Source organism: Peribacillus aracenensis (assembly GCF_025175645.1).
GTDB classification, from domain to species: Bacteria; Bacillota; Bacilli; order Bacillales; family DSM-1321; genus Peribacillus; species Peribacillus aracenensis.
The window spans coordinates 229,391-247,034 of the sequence record NZ_JANZMJ010000003.1; the positions used below are offsets into that span (position 1 = coordinate 229,391).

Annotated in this window: 17 protein-coding genes; 2 read left to right on the forward strand and 15 right to left on the reverse strand. The window is 44.7% G+C overall.

From position 1 onward, the window contains the following. Positions 1 to 194 precede the first annotated feature (194 nt). Positions 195 to 1,331, reverse strand: a complete 1,137-nt coding sequence (gene mltG, locus N0M92_RS05400; protein WP_260284766.1) for an endolytic transglycosylase MltG — start codon at positions 1,329 to 1,331, stop codon at positions 195 to 197. Between the two features lie 291 nt (positions 1,332 to 1,622). Between mltG and N0M92_RS05405 the strand changes: the two genes are divergently transcribed. Continuing rightward, positions 1,623 to 1,817, forward strand: a complete 195-nt coding sequence (locus tag N0M92_RS05405; RefSeq protein ID WP_260284847.1) for a hypothetical protein — start codon at positions 1,623 to 1,625, stop codon at positions 1,815 to 1,817. A 205-nt stretch (positions 1,818 to 2,022) separates the two neighbouring features. Here the strand turns inward: N0M92_RS05405 and N0M92_RS05410 are convergent, their stop codons facing one another. From N0M92_RS05410 to cymR, 14 genes are all read right to left on the reverse strand, one after another. Then, positions 2,023 to 2,313 carry a DUF1292 domain-containing protein gene (locus N0M92_RS05410; RefSeq protein WP_063232962.1) on the reverse strand — a complete coding sequence of 97 codons (291 nt, stop codon included), beginning with the start codon at positions 2,311 to 2,313 and terminating at the stop codon, positions 2,023 to 2,025. Positions 2,314 to 2,324: 11 nt separating this feature from the next. Continuing rightward, on the reverse strand, positions 2,325 to 2,750 hold the full coding sequence (gene ruvX / locus N0M92_RS05415; protein ID WP_034308633.1) for a Holliday junction resolvase RuvX: 426 nt from the start codon (positions 2,748 to 2,750) through the stop codon (positions 2,325 to 2,327). Further along, positions 2,750 to 3,019, reverse strand: coding sequence for an IreB family regulatory phosphoprotein (locus N0M92_RS05420; RefSeq protein WP_034311358.1), 270 nt, complete (start codon positions 3,017 to 3,019; stop codon positions 2,750 to 2,752). Before N0M92_RS05420 ends, ruvX begins: the two co-directional genes overlap by 1 nt. 66 nt (positions 3,020 to 3,085) lie before the next feature. Then, positions 3,086 to 5,722: an alanine--tRNA ligase gene (gene alaS, locus N0M92_RS05425; RefSeq protein ID WP_260284767.1), complete on the reverse strand. Its 2,637-nt coding sequence runs from the start codon at positions 5,720 to 5,722 to the stop codon at positions 3,086 to 3,088. Between the two features lie 307 nt (positions 5,723 to 6,029). After that, positions 6,030 to 7,106: an AI-2E family transporter gene (locus N0M92_RS05430; protein ID WP_260284768.1), complete on the reverse strand. Its 1,077-nt coding sequence runs from the start codon at positions 7,104 to 7,106 to the stop codon at positions 6,030 to 6,032. Between the two features lie 228 nt (positions 7,107 to 7,334). Then, positions 7,335 to 7,550 carry a hypothetical protein gene (locus N0M92_RS05435; protein ID WP_063233024.1) on the reverse strand — a complete coding sequence of 72 codons (216 nt, stop codon included), beginning with the start codon at positions 7,548 to 7,550 and terminating at the stop codon, positions 7,335 to 7,337. Continuing rightward, a complete protein-coding gene (locus N0M92_RS05440) occupies positions 7,540 to 7,998 on the reverse strand; it encodes a PRC-barrel domain-containing protein (RefSeq protein WP_397443806.1) in 459 nt (152 codons plus the stop codon). Before N0M92_RS05440 ends, N0M92_RS05435 begins: the two co-directional genes overlap by 11 nt. 373 nt (positions 7,999 to 8,371) lie before the next feature. After that, complete coding sequence (locus N0M92_RS05445; protein WP_260284769.1) at positions 8,372 to 9,142, reverse strand: TPM domain-containing protein; 771 nt, start codon at positions 9,140 to 9,142, stop codon at positions 8,372 to 8,374. Further along, positions 9,142 to 9,708, reverse strand: a complete 567-nt coding sequence (locus N0M92_RS05450) for a LemA family protein (protein ID WP_141992124.1) — start codon at positions 9,706 to 9,708, stop codon at positions 9,142 to 9,144. Before N0M92_RS05450 ends, N0M92_RS05445 begins: the two co-directional genes overlap by 1 nt. Before the next feature lie 90 nt (positions 9,709 to 9,798). Then, positions 9,799 to 12,204 (reverse strand): SF1B family DNA helicase RecD2, encoded by a 2,406-nt coding sequence (recD2, locus tag N0M92_RS05455; RefSeq protein ID WP_260284770.1) that lies wholly within the window; start codon positions 12,202 to 12,204, stop codon positions 9,799 to 9,801. A gap of 36 nt (positions 12,205 to 12,240) precedes the next feature. After that, positions 12,241 to 12,906 (reverse strand): tetratricopeptide repeat protein, encoded by a 666-nt coding sequence (locus N0M92_RS05460; protein ID WP_260284772.1) that lies wholly within the window; start codon positions 12,904 to 12,906, stop codon positions 12,241 to 12,243. Positions 12,907 to 13,028: 122 nt separating this feature from the next. Continuing rightward, positions 13,029 to 14,144, reverse strand: coding sequence for a tRNA 2-thiouridine(34) synthase MnmA (gene mnmA, locus N0M92_RS05465; RefSeq protein ID WP_260284774.1), 1,116 nt, complete (start codon positions 14,142 to 14,144; stop codon positions 13,029 to 13,031). A gap of 29 nt (positions 14,145 to 14,173) precedes the next feature. Further along, positions 14,174 to 15,319, reverse strand: a complete 1,146-nt coding sequence (locus N0M92_RS05470) for a cysteine desulfurase family protein (protein ID WP_260284775.1) — start codon at positions 15,317 to 15,319, stop codon at positions 14,174 to 14,176. Positions 15,320 to 15,379: 60 nt separating this feature from the next. Beyond that, a complete protein-coding gene (gene cymR / locus N0M92_RS05475) occupies positions 15,380 to 15,799 on the reverse strand; it encodes a cysteine metabolism transcriptional regulator CymR (RefSeq protein ID WP_034308657.1) in 420 nt (139 codons plus the stop codon). 558 nt (positions 15,800 to 16,357) lie between these two features. On the opposite strand from cymR, the gene N0M92_RS05480 reads away from it, so the two are divergent. Beyond that, a complete protein-coding gene (locus N0M92_RS05480) occupies positions 16,358 to 17,629 on the forward strand; it encodes a replication-associated recombination protein A (protein WP_260284776.1) in 1,272 nt (423 codons plus the stop codon). Positions 17,630 to 17,644 lie beyond the last annotated feature (15 nt).

Genomic DNA, 17,644 nt, shown 5'->3' on the forward strand with positions numbered 1-17,644 from the left:
CCAAGTATTGCGGTGTGGTTGATTTCCTCTCCATTGCTCGTTTTCCGCGGGGCGGGGCGGTGAGCCTCCTCGGCGTAAACGCCTGTGGGGTCTCACCTGGCCCGCTGCTCCCGCAGGAGTCTCGCACTTCCGCTCCAATCAACCTTAAATTGTTTCGTTTTAAAAACAACAATCTTTACGAAAAGAGCTTTCATTTATTTATTGGAAATATGCTCTGCCTTTTTTTTATTGTGGTCATCCAAGGTCTTGGAGTAAAGGACTTCCCCTTCAGGTGTGGCCAAAAAGTACAGATAATCCGTTTTCTCAGGTTTCAGTACCGCATCGATCGACGTAGTTCCGGCATTGGCTATCGGCCCTGGCGGCAGTCCCTTGTTCTTATACGTATTATAAGGGGATTTCACCTCAAGGTCTTTATAATATACCCTGCTCTTATGTGAACCCTTCGCATACAAAACGGTCGGATCCGTTTGAAGCGGCATATCTTCCTCAATACGATTGTAAAAGACGGAAGCTATTTTTCCGCGATCGACTTGCGCCGTCGCCTCTTCTTCGACAAGCGAAGCGAAGGTCAGCATCTGGTGCACGGAATAACCGTTCTTGTCCATTTGGCTCTCGTAAGCCTGCAATGTTTCTTCGGTTTTCTTCAGCATCTCGATGACGATCGACTCCAGGGTCGGCTTTTCCTCATAAAAGTCATAAGTAGCCGGGAAAAGGTACCCTTCAAGCGGATATAAAACCTTTTCATTTTCAATTTCCGACGTCAAGAGCTGCGGAAATTTCTCTTGCATGGAATTTACGAACTTTTTATCATTCAATTTCTTAAAGACCTTTTTCGGATCTTCACCCGTCTTCACTGCGATGATATCAGCAATTTGGCTCAGCTGCTTTCCTTCAGGAATCGTTATCTTCATTGCAGCTTCTTTCATGAGCTTTCCGGTTTTGATGCTTGTGACGATATCCTTAATAGGCATGGAAGGTGATAATTTATACTCCCCTGCCTGAAAACCGGATTCATTGCGGAATTTAATATAATATTTGAATACGCGTGCGTCCTTGATTATTCCCTGCTCTTCAAGCAGCGTTGAAATTCCGTTAACGGAAGAACCGATTGGGATTTTCACTTTCTTGATGGTATCATCATCCGGATCGACTGGCTTCATGGCTGAGTTGATATATAAAAAGCCCACAAGACCAACAATCCCAATTAGTAAAATAAGCGAAGCTATCGTAATCATGATGATTTTACGAACCAGCTTGGCTTCTCCTTGCTGTTCTAACAATTTCATTTGGATATGTTCCTTTTTAGATAATTTTTTATCTTTTTCATCCATTTTCATTCCCCCTGCAAACTCACACCAACTACAGAATGGTATCTTGATGATGCTTTCTCTAATTAATCTTCGCTTCGAACATTATACTAAAATCAACAAATAATTACATGTTTTTTGCAAAACTACATTCATTAATACTCTATTTATGGCAAAAATGCACTTGTTTTGTCAATATTCAGATGTTATTTAACAGGAATATAGTGATATCTAATTTCTTCAGCTTAAAAGGTGCGCTCTAATTTTTTCCCTGAATGTGTTAGGCATTTCAGGAAATGACAGGAATATTCATGAATGGTACTATCATTTAAGATGAAGGAAGGTGTGAAGGAATTGGATAACTCTTATTTTGTAGGTTGGGGGACATTGGCACTCATAAACGCCGGACTTGCTCAAGGAAAAAATAGAACGGCATTGAATTGGTTCTTGCTATCATTATTTTTGGGTCCGCTCGCTACATTTATACTTTTATTCGCAAAGAAAAGATAAGGGGTTACCGGAACATACATGAACATTTATGGAGGCGGGTTCCGACTGAAAATCGAATTTGAATACGGATTTTAAAGGTTTGTACAAACGATGATTTTCACTTCAGGCACTCGCTTTCCCGCAGGATTCTCGCACACACGTTCCAATCACCTTGTCCTTTTGTCAAAAAAAAAACCGACCTTTAGGGCCGGTTTTTTTTCTAATCTTATTCTTCTTCTGCTTCTTCTTGGTCAAGGAATGTATTTAACATCTCTTCAACAAGATCCCATTCTTCTTCTGTTTCGATCGGTGTAAGTTCACCATCTTTATTATCTTCGCTTGGTACGAATGATGAAGCGTGGATTTCAATTTCTTCCTCGTCATCTTCTGCAGACATCGGATAGTAAAGTACATAAGATTTGTTGAATTTATCTGAATCGAATGTGAAAAGGATTTCGCAAAGCTGCTCGTTTCCGTTTTCATCTACTACTGTAATGTTGTTTTCGCCGTGTTCCATTAGTATTCACCTCATATTGAATTTGTTTGTCTGTCCAAGAATCCTTGCAGAATCATGACAGCAGCCATTTTATCAATGACTTTCTTGCGTTTGCTTCGGCTCACGTCCGCCTCAAGAAGGACACGTTCAGCCGCCATAGTTGTCAACCGTTCATCCCAGAGAAACACCGGCAGCTTGAATTTGTTTTCTAATCGTTTAGCGAAATCTTGGCTGATTTCGCCTCGCGGTCCAACAGTCCCATTCATGTTTTTAGGTAAACCGAGGACAATTTTAGAAACATCATGCTCTTTTATAATTTCATTGAGGCGTTTAAAGCCGAAGTCATTTCCAGCTTCGTTAATTTTGATCGTTTCCAATCCTTGTGCAGTCCAACCCATCGCGTCGCTCAGGGCAACGCCTATGGTTTTTGAACCTAAATCAAGTCCCATTGTGCGCATTAGTATTCCTCTCGATGGTTCTTAAGATACGATTTAACCAATTCTTCGATGATTTCATCGCGTTCAAGCTTACGAATAATGTTCCGAGCATCCATATGGCGCGGGATGTAGGCCGGGTCACCAGATAATAGATAACCGACAATCTGGTTTATAGGGTTATAACCTTTTTCCTGAAGTGCAACATATACTTGAGACAGTACTTCTTGTACATCTCTTTCGAATGGTTCTTCGGGAAAATTAAATTTCATCGTTTTATCAAAGGAACTCATTAACATGCACCTCTCCTCAGCGTCCAGAATCCACTATTACCTACATTGTACAACACTTTCCATTGATTATGAAATCGATAAGACCCATTCTTCAACAAAATTAAGTGCTGCATCCAATTTTTCAGGGTCTTTTCCGCCGGCTTGGGCCATATCTGGACGGCCGCCGCCGCCGCCGCCGCAGCGGGAAGCAACTTCTTTGACCAATTTACCAGCATGGAAACCGCGATCGATGTAATCCTTGGTCACCCCGGCAATCAAATTGACTTTATCACCTTGGGCCGAACCTAATACGATGATGACAGAATCGAGCTTTTGTTTCAAATCATCCGCCATGGCACGCAGATTATTCATGTCGGTAGCTTGAACCTTCGCCACCAATACTTGAACCCCATTTACTTCTTTTACGTTAGAAACAAGGCTGCTTGCTTCGATATTGCTTAATTTTGCAGTAAGGCTTTCATTCTCACGATGAAGATCCTTCACTTCTGCCAGTACCGTTTCAATTCTTGTAGGTACGTCTTTCAAGTTTGTTTTCAATTTAGCAGCTGCGTCCTTCAAGACACCGATTTGCTCAGTCATCAATTGGTATGCCCCTGCACCCGTTACCGCTTCTATACGGCGAGTCCCAGCTCCGATGCCGCTTTCGGAAACGATTTTGAACAAGCCGATTACCGCTGTATTCGGAACATGGACACCGCCGCAAAGTTCTAGGCTGTAATCACCTATTTGAACGACACGGACAACCTTGCCGTATTTTTCGCCGAACAAGGCCATGGCGCCCATAGCTTTTGCTTCATCGATGTTTTTATAGTCCGTATTCACTTGTAAGCTTTGCCAAATCTTTTCATTTACAATCGTTTCGATTTGTTCAATCTCTTCCGCCGTTATCTGGCCAAAATGAGAGAAGTCGAAGCGAAGACGCTCAGCCTGTACGAGTGAACCAGCTTGGTTGACATGTGTACCAAGCACATCTTTCAACGCCTGATGCAGAAGGTGCGTCGCTGTATGGTTTTTCGTGATATGGATGCGGTTTTCTTGATTTACCGCAGCAACGATATTGGAATCTGCTGTTAAAGTGCCGGCAGTAACCGTTACACGGTGCAGGTTTTGGCCATTAGGAGCTTTTTGGACATCATGGACATCAACCTTCACGGATTCACTGGCCATCGTTCCTATATCGGCTATTTGTCCGCCGCTTTCCGCGTAGAAAGGAGTCTTGTTCAGTATCACTTGAACTTCTTCTCCTTCTTCTGCCTCCGTTACAAGCTCGCCATTTTTTACGATGGCAGCAACTTTGGCTTCGATAGCTACTTGATCATAGCCGACAAATTCACTTTCAACTTTTATATCGCCCAATACCCCGCCTTGGATTTGCATCGAATCCACATCTTGACGCGCTGAACGGGCACGTTCACGCTGTGCATCCATCTCTTTTTCAAATCCGGCTTGATCGACCGTCATGCCTTCTTCTTCTGCATATTCTTCCGTTAACTCAATCGGGAAACCATATGTGTCATATAAACGGAAAGCATCACTGCCCGGAATGGTCGTACCGCCTTTTTCCTTTTCCTTTTTAATGACTTCAGAAAGGATGGACAGTCCATCATTCAAGGTTTCATGGAAGCGTTCCTCTTCATTTTTGATTACTTTTGCAATGAACTCTTTATTCTTGAGGACTTCAGGGTAGAAGTCTTTCATGATTTCGCCTACGACCGTCACAAGCTCGAACATGAATGGTCGATTGATGTTGATTTGCTTAGCATATCGAACCGCTCTGCGGAGTAAACGGCGCAATACATAACCGCGGCCTTCGTTGGATGGAAGAGCCCCGTCGCCTACTGCAAAGGCTACCGTACGAATATGGTCGGCAATGACCTTGAAGGCCACATCTTTTTCTGTATCGGCACCATACTTCACATCGGAAATCTCTTCGACTGCACGGATGATCGGCATGAATAAATCTGTATCATAGTTCGTCGCCACATCTTGAACGACGGAAGCCATACGTTCTAGGCCCATTCCTGTATCGATATTCTTCTTTGGAAGAGGTGTGTAAGAACCATCAGGATTATGGTTGAATTGAGAAAACACAAGGTTCCAGACTTCCAGATGACGTTCATTTTCCCCGCCTGGATATAGTTCCGGATCATTCGGATCATCGCCATATGCCGGTCCCCGGTCATAGAAAATCTCTGTATTCGGGCCGCTTGGACCCTCACCGATATCCCAGAAGTTTTCTTCCAAGCGAATGATCCTTTCAGCAGGAACACCGATTTTCTTATTCCAGAGTTCGAAAGCTTCATCATCTTCAGGATGGATCGTAACAGCCAATTTCTCTTTGTCGAAGCCAATCCATTTTTCATCCGTCAAAAACTCCCAAGCCCATGTAATGGCTTCTTCTTTGAAGTATTCACCAATGGAGAAGTTTCCGAGCATTTCGAAAAACGTATGATGACGTGCCGTTTTCCCCACGTTTTCAATATCGTTCGTACGGATGGCCTTTTGGGCATTTGTGATCCTTGGATTTTCAGGAATCACCCGTCCATCAAAATATTTCTTTAACGTTGCCACCCCGGAATTGATCCAAAGCAATGATGGATCTTCATGAGGAACCAATGACGCACTTGGTTCGATGTTATGGCCTTTTTCACTAAAAAAATCTAAATACATTTGGCGGATTTGAGCACCAGTTAAATACTTCATATATATCCTCCTCTTAAAATTATGTAATTTTGAGCACACAAAAAACCCCCATCCCAAAAACAGGGACGAGAGTTGACTCGCGGTACCACCCTGATTATGGACGCAGGATTTCACCTAGGCCCATCACCTTCATAAAAGCCTTAACGCGGCATGACGGCAGGTATTAGCTGCTCTCAGGACTAGCTTTCTGCTGCTCTTCACCTGGCAGTCCCTTTCAGCCTGGGGGACCCCTCTCTTATAGATGGACTTCAGCATACTTCATCCTTCAACGAATTATCTTATGTAAAGGATTATATTCACAAGACTTTTATTTGTCAATAAGGGGGGGCTTCTTTCTAAAGTGAACGCGGGCATGAAGTACAAAAACTTTCAACACAGCCAAGAGGGGAATCGAAACGACCATGCCCACGATACCGCCTATTTCGCCCCCCGCCAATAATGCAAGCATGATGAACAGCGGATGCATATGGAGGCTTTTACCGACTATTAACGGTGACAGGATATTTCCCTCAAGAAATTGAAGTACGAGCACGATGACCGCGATGATCAACACCATTTTAACTGACATTGTCGCGGCGATGACCACTGCGGGAATGGCCCCGATAATCGGCCCGAAATACGGGATGACATTCGTTATTCCGATTATCGCCCCCAATAGAAGCGGATATTTCATTCCGACTATCCAAAAGAGCAGCGAGGAAATCAAACCGATCACGACACAAACGATGATTTGTCCGCGGATATAGCCGCCAAGCGAGGCATCCACATCACGAACGAAAGCCCGTCCCTGCTTGCGCCATTTTTTCGGGGTCATATACCAAGCCATTTTTTTTAACACAGTGAAATCCTTCAGGATATAAAAAGCAATGAATGGAATCAACGCAATCAGGACGATGAAATCAATCATCTTCATTGCATACTCCATCGCCTTTTCAGGTAGACCCTTCAGCCAACCTTCGAAAAGGGTGACACCTTCTTCGAATCTTTCATGAATTCCGAACGGCCAGGCCGCCGTTTGATGATTGAGCTTATCAATCCTGCCCCGGTACTGTTCAACCAGTTCCGGCACGCTTTCCGACAGCTCGCGAACCTGGCTGACGATCATTGGAATACCTTTATAAACAGCAAAGCCGATCCCTCCGAAAAACAACAAATAGATGATCGTAATCGAAAGCCAGCGACGCATCCCTTTCTCATTTAAATATTCCACTACAGGGTGAAGCAAGTAACTGATGAACGCACCAATCAAAAAAGGCAGCAGTACCGTCACGCATACAGTAACGGCAGGTCCCCACATGGGTTTGAGTTTCATAAAAATATAGATAACAAAAAATAAGAGCAATAAAAAACCCAGGCGATAAAACCATTTTAAACGAATACTCACAATAAACACCTCCCGCTCATTTATTCTTCGAAAGGCGGAAGGTTTTCATACATAAAAAAGAGTGCCCTCATTAATTCAGGACACCCATTCCTGCTATAATAATGATTTTAATCTTTTGCGTATTTTCTTCATGTTCCGTTTGATCATCTTCGAGTTCATCAAGTCCGAACCCATATTCATTAGAGTATTGCGTGAACGTCTAGCCATTGCAAACACCTCTTCCGTTAATTACATACTGAAGCGGCGGTCATTTTCCTCAAACAAATCGTCCAATGAGCTTAAACTTCCATCTTCCTCGACCTGATGCGTATTAATGAGCCCTTCGGATAGGGTCATTTCAATAAAGCAATTCCAACAATAATATTGATTTACACCAATCTTCCCGACATCTTTACTGCGGCAATTCGGACATTTAATTTCCAAAATGGACACCTCACTGTTCATAAACTGAAACAATGATGGTATCCTTCCCTAGTGCAGGCGGCTGTTTTGATTCTATCACTGTCGACTCAGAGAAAAAACCATCCGTTGTTTCATACGCTATAATCGTGCCCATTTTCTCCTTGAAATATACATCCTGCAGTAAACCAAGTTCTTCACCCATTTCTGAAAAAAGCATGCGTCCCAATAACTCGTCCTTCGATAGGCAAATGGAATCCGCAGGCACTTTACTTAAGGTAGGATCTTGTTGCCTGATCACGATCCCATCAGGGCCGAATGAAGAAATACCGTCAAGTTCCAAATGAAAAGCTCTTTTGAACAATGCTTGTTGATGAACGACCAACCCTGTTACTTGTCCCATTTCAGAAATTGATAAATCGTGGACCGTGCCGATTCTTTCTCCTTTGATCGTAAAAACCGGCATTCCTTTCAATAAAGAAAACGTCCGCAAGGTCATCCCGCCTTTCCGAACATTTTTATTATCTCTATCCTGCTGAAAATAGATGTGCTGAAAGGTTTTCCATTGTTGGTCCAACTTCCATAAATACAGGGAACAGACATAAAAAAAGCTGTTTTCGCATACTTTGTTGCTATTCACCAAGTAATGCGGTGTGGTTGATTTCCTCCCCTCCATTGCTCGCTTTCCGCGGGGCGGCGGTGAGCCTCCTCGGCGTGAACGCCTGTGGGGTCTCACCTGTCCCGCTGCTCCCGCCGGAGTCTCGCACTTCCGCTCCAATCAACCTTAAATCGTTTCGTTTTAAAAACAACAATCTTTACGAAAAGAGCATAAAAAAAAGACCGGTTTCCCGGTCAGACCCACTGCTTTACCATCCTCTGCTGGAACCTCCGCCACCGGAACTTCCTCCGCCGCCGCCCCGCGGACCGCCGCTTCCGCCTCCACGGCCGCCGCCTCCGCGACTGATGAATATCAAAAGGATATTGATTAGCGTTTGAAGGAAAAATCCTTTAAAGAACTTGGCATCGAGGATGAATACGATGATGACAACGATGATAATCAGGAAAATCTGTAAACCTGATGGCTGAAAGTTTTCTGACTCGGGCTGAACGGAAAGATCTTGATAAAACTCGTCACCTAGGTTGTATTCTTTCGTGACATCGTTGTATACGGCCTTATAGGTTTCCGTCAGGGCCACATCATATTTACCCTCTTTCAGCGCAGGGATAGCCACATCGTCCAAAATCTGTCCAGATTTTATATCGGTAATGGCCCCCTCCAAACCGTATCCCACTTCAATACGGATTTTCTGTTCTTCCATGGCCAGCACAATGAGGACTCCATTGTTCAGCTCGGCATCCCCAAGCTTGAATGATCTCAATGCCTCGACCGAGTACTCCTCGATCTCGGATCCTTCCATCGAATCAACCGTCAAAACGGAAATTTGTGCTTTTGTGGCATCATCCAATCGTTTCCCTAGCTCGATGAGTTCGGATTTTTCCTGTTCACTCAGGACTCCGGCAAAGTCCTGAACATAAATATCCCCAATTGGTTCAGGAATGTTAGGTTGTGCTGCGGCCACGTTTGCTAAACTGAACGTGAGTATGAAGAATAGCGCAAACACAGCGAGTTTTTTCATTATTTATCGCTCCCGAAATCAACCTTTGGCGTTTCTTTTTCTTGATCGGTCACTTCAAAATATGGTTTGGCATCGAACCCGAACGCCCCTGCCATCACATTCTTCGGAAAGCGTTTAATCATTTTATTATAGTTGGTCACTTCATCATTATAGTCTTTTCGGGCTACAGTCAGCCGATTTTCCGTTCCTTCCAAACTATCCATGAGACCCTTGAAGTTCTCATTGGCCTTTAAATCCGGATAGTTCTCGACAACCACCAAAAGCCGGCTCAAGGCCCCGCTTAATTGTTGGTCGGCTGCAATCGCATCTTCAGTCGAATTGGCACCAGCCAGCTTCGAGCGTGCATCGCTCACCGCTTTAATGGCTTCCGTTTCATGCGAAGCATAACCCTTCACCGTTTCCACAAGATTCGGAATCAAATCCGCTCTCCGTTTTAATTGATTATCCACCTGTGACCATTTATTATCGACGTCTTCACTGGCACTTACAAGGCCATTGTACGAAGATGCACCAAAAATGACCAGTAAAACGACAACGACTATTCCTATTATCCAACCTTTTTTCATCCAATCCCCCCTACTCTTTCACAAAAAAGTTATATTCTATAGTTCCACCAAAACTATGAATTTTAAACAAAATTCATCAAATAGAACCAGCTACATAAAATCATATGGCGTGACATTCTCCATCCCGATCATCGGATCAGCATGCATGAGAATATCAAGATAACTTGATTGTTGATGTACCTCTTCCTTTTCCGCCGGCATTTCTTCTTTACTCAAAATCTCTTGCAGCTTTTCACGCAAAGTCGTTTTCCGGCGCATCTCATCATTACGCTCGATCCCTAAACGGAATGCATCTTCTTCACCACAAAGGATCAAGAAATTTTTACTGCGGGTAATCGCCGTATATAATAAATTACGGCGGAGCATCCGATAATAACTTTTCACTACAGGTAAAATGACAATGGGAAATTCGCTTCCCTGCGACTTATGGATGGAGCAGCAATAGGCATGTGTAATCTGGTTCAAGTCCTGTTTCGTGTAAGTCACTTCGATGCCTTCGAATGATATGATTATTTTATCGACATGATCGGTATTTTCTTTAGCGAACAAGATGGACACGATTTCACCCATATCGCCATTAAAGACTCCCTCCTCCGGCTGGTTCACCAGTTGAAGCACCTTATCTCCCGTTCTGTATATCACATCTCCGAATTTTATTTCCCGCCGCTTCTCATTCGCATTGCTATTGAACACTTCCTGAAGCATTTTATTCAGGGCATCAATCCCTGCAGGCCCTCTATACATGGGAGCCAGCACCTGTATATCCTTGGCCGTGAAGCCTTTCGTCCTCGCATTGGCAACCACCTTCTCGATTACTTGGGGGATTTGACCAGTTTGGCAGCGAATGAACGATCGATCTTCTTGCTGTTTCGTGACATCATCCGGAAGCCTTCCTTTTTTGATTTCATGGGCCAATTCAATGATCGATGAGCCATCAGCTTGACGATAAATATGTTCCAGACTGACAGTCGGTACACAATTCGATGCAAGCAAATCCTTTAAAACCTGCCCAGGTCCAACAGATGGCAGCTGATCTTCATCACCAACCAATATCACTTGGACATTTTCCGGCAGAGCTTTAAACAATTGATGGGCCAGCCACGTATCCACCATGGAAACCTCATCGATGATCACGATACGGCCATCCAGCTGATTATCCTCATCATGGGAAAAGCCTTCGCTCCCGTTCCACCCCAGCAAACGGTGAATCGTAACCGCCGGGAGCCCAGTCGATTCGGCCATTCGTTTCGCTGCACGGCCAGTAGGGGCCGCAAGTACGAATGGAAATGGATCGCTTCCTTCTTTTTTATAATCGTTAATATCCATGGATACACCATGCAGCTCTGCATATAGCTCAACGATTCCTTTGATGACTGTCGTCTTACCGGTACCAGGTCCGCCCGTCAAGATTAACATGGGTGATTGCAGGGCTGTTTGGATCGCTTCCTTTTGGGCCGGTGCATAAGATACATCCAGCCGTTCTTCCAGCTCCCCAAGTGCCAGCAAGAACTCCGATTCCGGGAACTGGTCCTCATACTCGGTTTGAGCAAGCAGCCTCTTGATATTCATCACGATTCCCTTCTCCGAATAGAATAGCGAAGGCGGATAAATCCGTTGATCCTCGACAACTATTTTCCCCTCTTGCGTCAATTCGATTATTTCCGAGGAAATGTTCGTGAACTCAATACGATCCCGTTTATTTTCCTCCAGAAGACGTTTGACAGCCTCCAATAGCTGCTCGGCTTCTATGTAGATATTTCCGTCCTGGAGGCATTGTGATTCAAGCGTATACAAACACGCAGCCTTGATTCGATCGGGATGGCTGCCGGAAATGCCCAGCTGATGCCCAAGCTCATCCGCCCTTCCAAAGCCAATCCCTTCAATATCCTCAACAAGCTTATACGGATTTCCCTGAACCATCGAGATCGTATCCTGCTTATACATTTGATATATCTTCATCGACAGCTGCGGACCGAAGCCATATTGATTCAGGGCAATCATCACCTGCTCCAGCCCTTGATGCTCGACCAATGTATCATAGAGCCCCTTTGCCTTTTCCCCGGATAGCTTCGGGATGTCATCAAGTAGCGAAGGCTGAGCCAGAATTTTTGAAATTGCCTTTTCACCCAGAGTCTCAACAATGCTTTCAGCTGTTTTTTTCCCGATGCCCTTGAAAAGGTCACCGGATAAATAGCTGACGATTCCTTCCTTGGATTGAGGCAGATCCTTGCGAAAATGCTCTACATGGTATTGAAGGCCAAAACGCGGATGTTCCTTCATGGCCCCATAAAAAATATAGATCTCATCCTCATGCATCCTTGGAAAATAACCTGTTACGACCGCTTCTTTCTCTTCATAATTCAGATTCGTTTCATGCACGCGAATTCTTACAACCGAGTACATGTTTTCTTCATTATGAAAGATCGTCACTAAATGACTTCCTTTCATGAACATTTTCTCTTCTGAAAACAAATCCAACGAATCTTGCTGGCTCAACGCTTCTCCCCACCTTTCCATGCATATGCCGTTTATTTACTCAGCATTCATTTCTTCCATCAGTTTCTTTCCGTGCGCAGCAAGCATATGGTCTGGCTGTGCTTCCAAAGCCTTATCAAAATAACCCATCGCCGCTTGCGCATCCTCACGGTACCCTGCAAACGCAACCCCTAAATTATAATAAGCATCCGCATGGCCCGGATCCTGTTCCACAACTAAATTCAGTTGATTGATCAATTCATCATACAATTCCGCATTGGCAAGACAAAGCGCATATTGGAATCTCGCATCAACGTCCTCAGGGCTCAGCTCCACCGTTCTCTGTAAATAAGGCATTGCCAATTTCGGTTGATCTAACGCCATCAAGGTCAATCCAAGCATGAAGTAGGCATCGCTGTTATCCAGTCCCAAACGGATTGCCTTTTCAAACATATCCTTCGCTTCGACCAGTTTAGAATCGGATTCATAATATAAATTTCCTAATGAATAGTAAGCCGCTGCTGCATTTTCATCCAGCTCAATCGCCTTTTTGTAAAACTTGACCGCTTTATCTGTTTCACCCACGGCAGTCAATACATTCCCAAAGTTTATGTAGGCAACAGGCTCATTTGGATTTTCCTCGATCGCCTCATTAAAAACTTTCGCCGCTTCTTCGTATTTCCCTTGCTGCATAAATTCAATTCCTTGTTGATTCTTATCCATATCCATTCACACTCCATTTTTATATTAAAAAGTATAGCATAACCCAGTGGTCGAATTCAGGCGGTACACCCGCAATCCAAAAGAAGTCCCCAACCGCAAACACAGCTGGGGACATGCTTATTTTACCCTACGTAAGTCAGTTTTTCACCTTTTTTAAATACTTCATCAATCGTACCGCCGCCAAGGCACACTTCATCATCATAGAATACGACTGCTTGTCCAGGTGTGATCGCGCGGACTGGCTCGTCAAAGATGACTTCGACATCACCATTTTCCAATACCTTCACCTTAACCCCGCTATCCACTTGACGGTACCTGAACTTTGCCGTACATGTAAATTCACCAGCAGGTATATGTTCCGCTACCCAGCTGACATTCACTGCACGAAGGGAATTCGAATACAGCACATCATTATCAAAGCCTTGACACACATATAAAACATTGCGCTTCAAGTCTTTTCCCGCAACAAACCAAGGTTCGCCGCTGCCGCCAATCCCCAGACCGTGGCGCTGACCGATGGTGTAATACATCAAACCATCATGCTTGCCCATCACCTTGCCGTCCATCGTGACCATATCACCGGGCTGAGCTGGGAGGTAATTGCTTAAAAACTCTTTGAAATTGCGTTCACCGATAAAACAGATCCCGGTGGAATCTTTTTTCGTTGCCGTGGCAAGGCCGGCTTCCTTCGCAATTTCACGGACTTCCTTCTTATCAATGTGCCCAAGCGGGAACATGACTTTTTCCAACTGTTCTTGAGTAAGCTGGTTCAAGAAGTACGTTTGATCTTTATTATTATCAACACCGCGAAGCATTTTGTATTCGCCATCCCGGTATTCAACTTGTGCGTAATGACCTGTAGCCACATAATCGGCACCAAGGCTTACGGCATGTTCAAGGAAGGCCTTGAACTTGATTTCCTTATTGCACATTACATCCGGATTCGGGGTACGGCCCGCTTTATACTCATCCAAGAAATAAGTGAAAACTTTATCCCAATACTGCTTTTCGAAATTGACCGCATAATAAGGGATGCCGATTTGATTACAAACGGCAATTACATCATTGTAATCTTCCGTTGCCGTACAAACTCCGTTTTCATCTGTATCATCCCAGTTCTTCATGAAAATCCCGACCACATCATAGCCTTGATTCTTCAATAGCAGGGCTGACACAGAAGAATCCACGCCTCCTGACATACCCACGACGACGCGGGTGTCCTGTGGTGCTTTTCTCATTCTGTCACCTCATTTATTTAAAGCGGGAATTATCTTCCCACTAATCTATTAACGATTTTTACGGTGGTTTCAGCCGCCTGCCTTACTTCCTCTTCCGTATTGTTCAGACCGAAGCTGAAACGAATCGAATTCTTCGTCCGCTCCGAATCTTTCCCGAACATCGCCACAAGCACATGCGACGGATCGATTGACCCAGCAGTACAAGCGGATCCGCTCGATACAGCAACACCTGCCAAGTCCATATTGACGAGCATTGATTCCACATTCGTACCCGGAAAACTGACATTCAGCAAATGCGGCAGCGACTGTTCCATAGATCCGTTAATTTCATATTGTACATCCGCCTCAGCAAAGACGGCAAGCAATACGTCTTTAAATCGCTTGTATTGCTCCTTTTTCTTTTCCATCGTGCTTTGTGCAAGTGAAACAGCTTCTGAAAAACCGGCAATTGCCGGCACACTCTCCGTACCAGCACGGCGCTTGCGTTCTTGTTCACCGCCATATAATTGCGGATTCAGCTTCAAGCCTTCACGCATATAAAGAAAACCGATTCCTTTGGGACCGTTGATTTTATGCGCGGATACACTCAGCAAATCCACACCCAACTCGCGAACGTCGATAGAGATCAAACCATATGCCTGAACCGCATCCGTATGGAAAATCGCTTGATGCCCCTTAAGCAGCTGTCCGATTTCAGCAATCGGCTGGATCGCTCCAACCTCATTATTGCCGAACATGACCGAAACCAAAATCGTGTCATCCCGCAATGCCGCCCTTAAATCGGCAATTGAAATAAGCCCCGCTTCATTCACAGGTAAATACGTGACCTCAAAGCCAGACTTCTCAAGGTATTGGCATGTATGCAAAACCGCATGATGCTCGATCTCCGTCGTAATGATGTGCTTCCCTTTTTCTTTATAGGCATTCGCAACACCTATGATCGCCGTATTATCAGCCTCGGTTCCACCGCTCGTGAAAATGATTTCATTCCGCCCCGCACCGATGCTAGCCGCAATACTCGAACGCGCCTCATCCAAAACATGGCGCGCCTCCCGCCCGAAAGCATGAATGCTCGATGGATTACCGAAGTCATGGCTCATGACTGTCATCATCCTATCGATCACCTTCGGATGCATCGGTGAAGTCGCAGCATGATCTAAATAAATTCTGTCCACTTTTTTGTCGCCTCCATTAAAAAACGCAAGCGCCTATATAATAGGCGCATTGCTAATCAATTAAATATAGTACATATAAGAATCGATTTCACCCGTATCCTTGTAGCTCGCCAAATCCATAAGCGTCGTATTATCCAATACATCCTTCACGGCATCGCGAATCCTGATCCAAAGCTGGCGCTTAACCGGCTCCTCATCCTCAATTCCTTCAACAGGGGTAATCGGCCCTTCCAATACACGAATGACATCACCCGAAGTAATCTCCTGAGGATCTTTAGACAGGACATACCCGCCATACGCACCGCGGACACTCTTCACCAACCCCGCATTACGAAGCGGTGCAATCAATTGCTCCAAATAATGCTCCGACAGATTATGCGTCTGGGCAATCGATTTCAAACTCTTCGGTCCTTCTCCATAATGTTTAGCAAGCTCGATCATGATCGTCAAACCATAACGGCCTTTAGTAGATATCTTCATACATATACACCTCAAATTATTTATCCGTTTCTAAATTCTTTTGAAATTATAGCATATTCCCGCCGGAAATGCATTCACCCGCCCTCCATTTGTCAAATTATCCTAATTGGAGAGGTAGGATAAACGAAAGAAAAGAATGGAATGCTTTCAAAAATTGAATTAAATAACAAATATAACGTAAACGATTATCGAATTTATTGCCCGATAGTCCATTCCTTATATCCCCAAGCCGCTAGAGAATGATAGAATTCCGATTACCACTTCCAAAGCGGATTTTCCGTACCTATTTGGACATTTCCCTTGTTGCTCACATTTCGGCACTTCATGACTTTCTATACCTTTTTAAACCTGCCATTACAAACCAGCCCATTCCGGCCAGACTAAAGGCAGAGTTTATCTATTAAATACCCTCATAGAAGGATAGGTAGATTTATCACCTTACAGTACAAATTAAATCCCCAAAGGAACTGCCATAATCGAATTCGCCTTCTTTTACAGCATAATCAGCGCATTTCCCCCATCAGTTGTGATACCTTATATAAAAAGGAGAGGTGCGCAATGAATATTAAACCGCTTGCTTTCCGGATGCGGCCTCGGTCGATTGATGAGATCATCGGTCAGGAGCATCTGGTCGGTGAAGGAAAAATTATCGCGAGGATGGTGAAAGCCAAACAGCTTTCATCCATGATCCTGTATGGTCCGCCGGGAATTGGCAAGACATCGATTGCAAGTGCGATTGCCGGAAGCACGAAGTTTGCTTTCCGGACGCTGAACGCGGTGACCAATAATAAAAAGGATATGGAAATCGTGGCAGCGGAGGCTAAGATGTCCGGAAAAGTGATTCTGCTGCTCGATGAGGTTCATCGACTCGATAAGGCGAAGCAGGACTTCCTATTGCCTTATCTCGAAAACGGGATGATCACCTTGATCGGTGCAACAACCAGCAATCCCTATCATGCCATCAATCCGGCCATCAGAAGCCGGTGCCAGATTTTCGAGCTCAAATCATTGGATACCAATGATATAACCAAAGCCCTGGAACGGGCACTTCATGATGAAGAGCGAGGGCTTGGTGCGTATAAAACCGATGTCGGCCTTGATGCCCTTACCCATTTCGCGACCGCTTCGAACGGAGATGTCCGCAGTGCCCTTAACGCTCTTGAGCTCGCCGTCATTTCCACCGAACCCGATGAATCCGGAACCATTCATATAGATCTGCCAATTGCCGAGGAATGCATGCAGAAAAAAAGCTTCTCACATGACAAGGATGGAGATGCCCATTATGATGTACTGTCGGCATTCCAAAAATCAATTCGCGGCAGTGATGTGAATGCAGCCCTTCATTATTTGGGGCGCTTGGTCGAAGCCGGTGATCTTGTGAGCATTGCCCGCCGCTTGGTTGTCATCGCTTACGAGGACATAGCTCTTGCCAATCCGCAGGCTGGTCCCAGGGCCCTCGCTGCAGTCGAAGCCGCAGAACGACTCGGTTTTCCCGAAGCCCGGATTCCACTTGCCAACTCAGTGATCGAGTTATGCCTATCACCTAAATCAAACACGGCCATTGTCGCAATTGATGCAGCGCTTTCCGACATACGCAGCGGCCATAGTGGAGATGTACCAGACCATCTTAAGGATGCCCATTACAAAGGAGCCACAGATCTCGGACGAGGAATCGACTACCTTTATCCCCATAACTACGAGAATGGCTGGGTGAAGCAACAATACTTACCGGACAAACTGCGCAGCAAAAAATATTACAAGCCGAAAAAGAGCGGGAAATTTGAACAAGCCCTTGCCTCGGTCTACGAAAATATCGAGAAGAAAAAATAACTCCGGATCAATTCA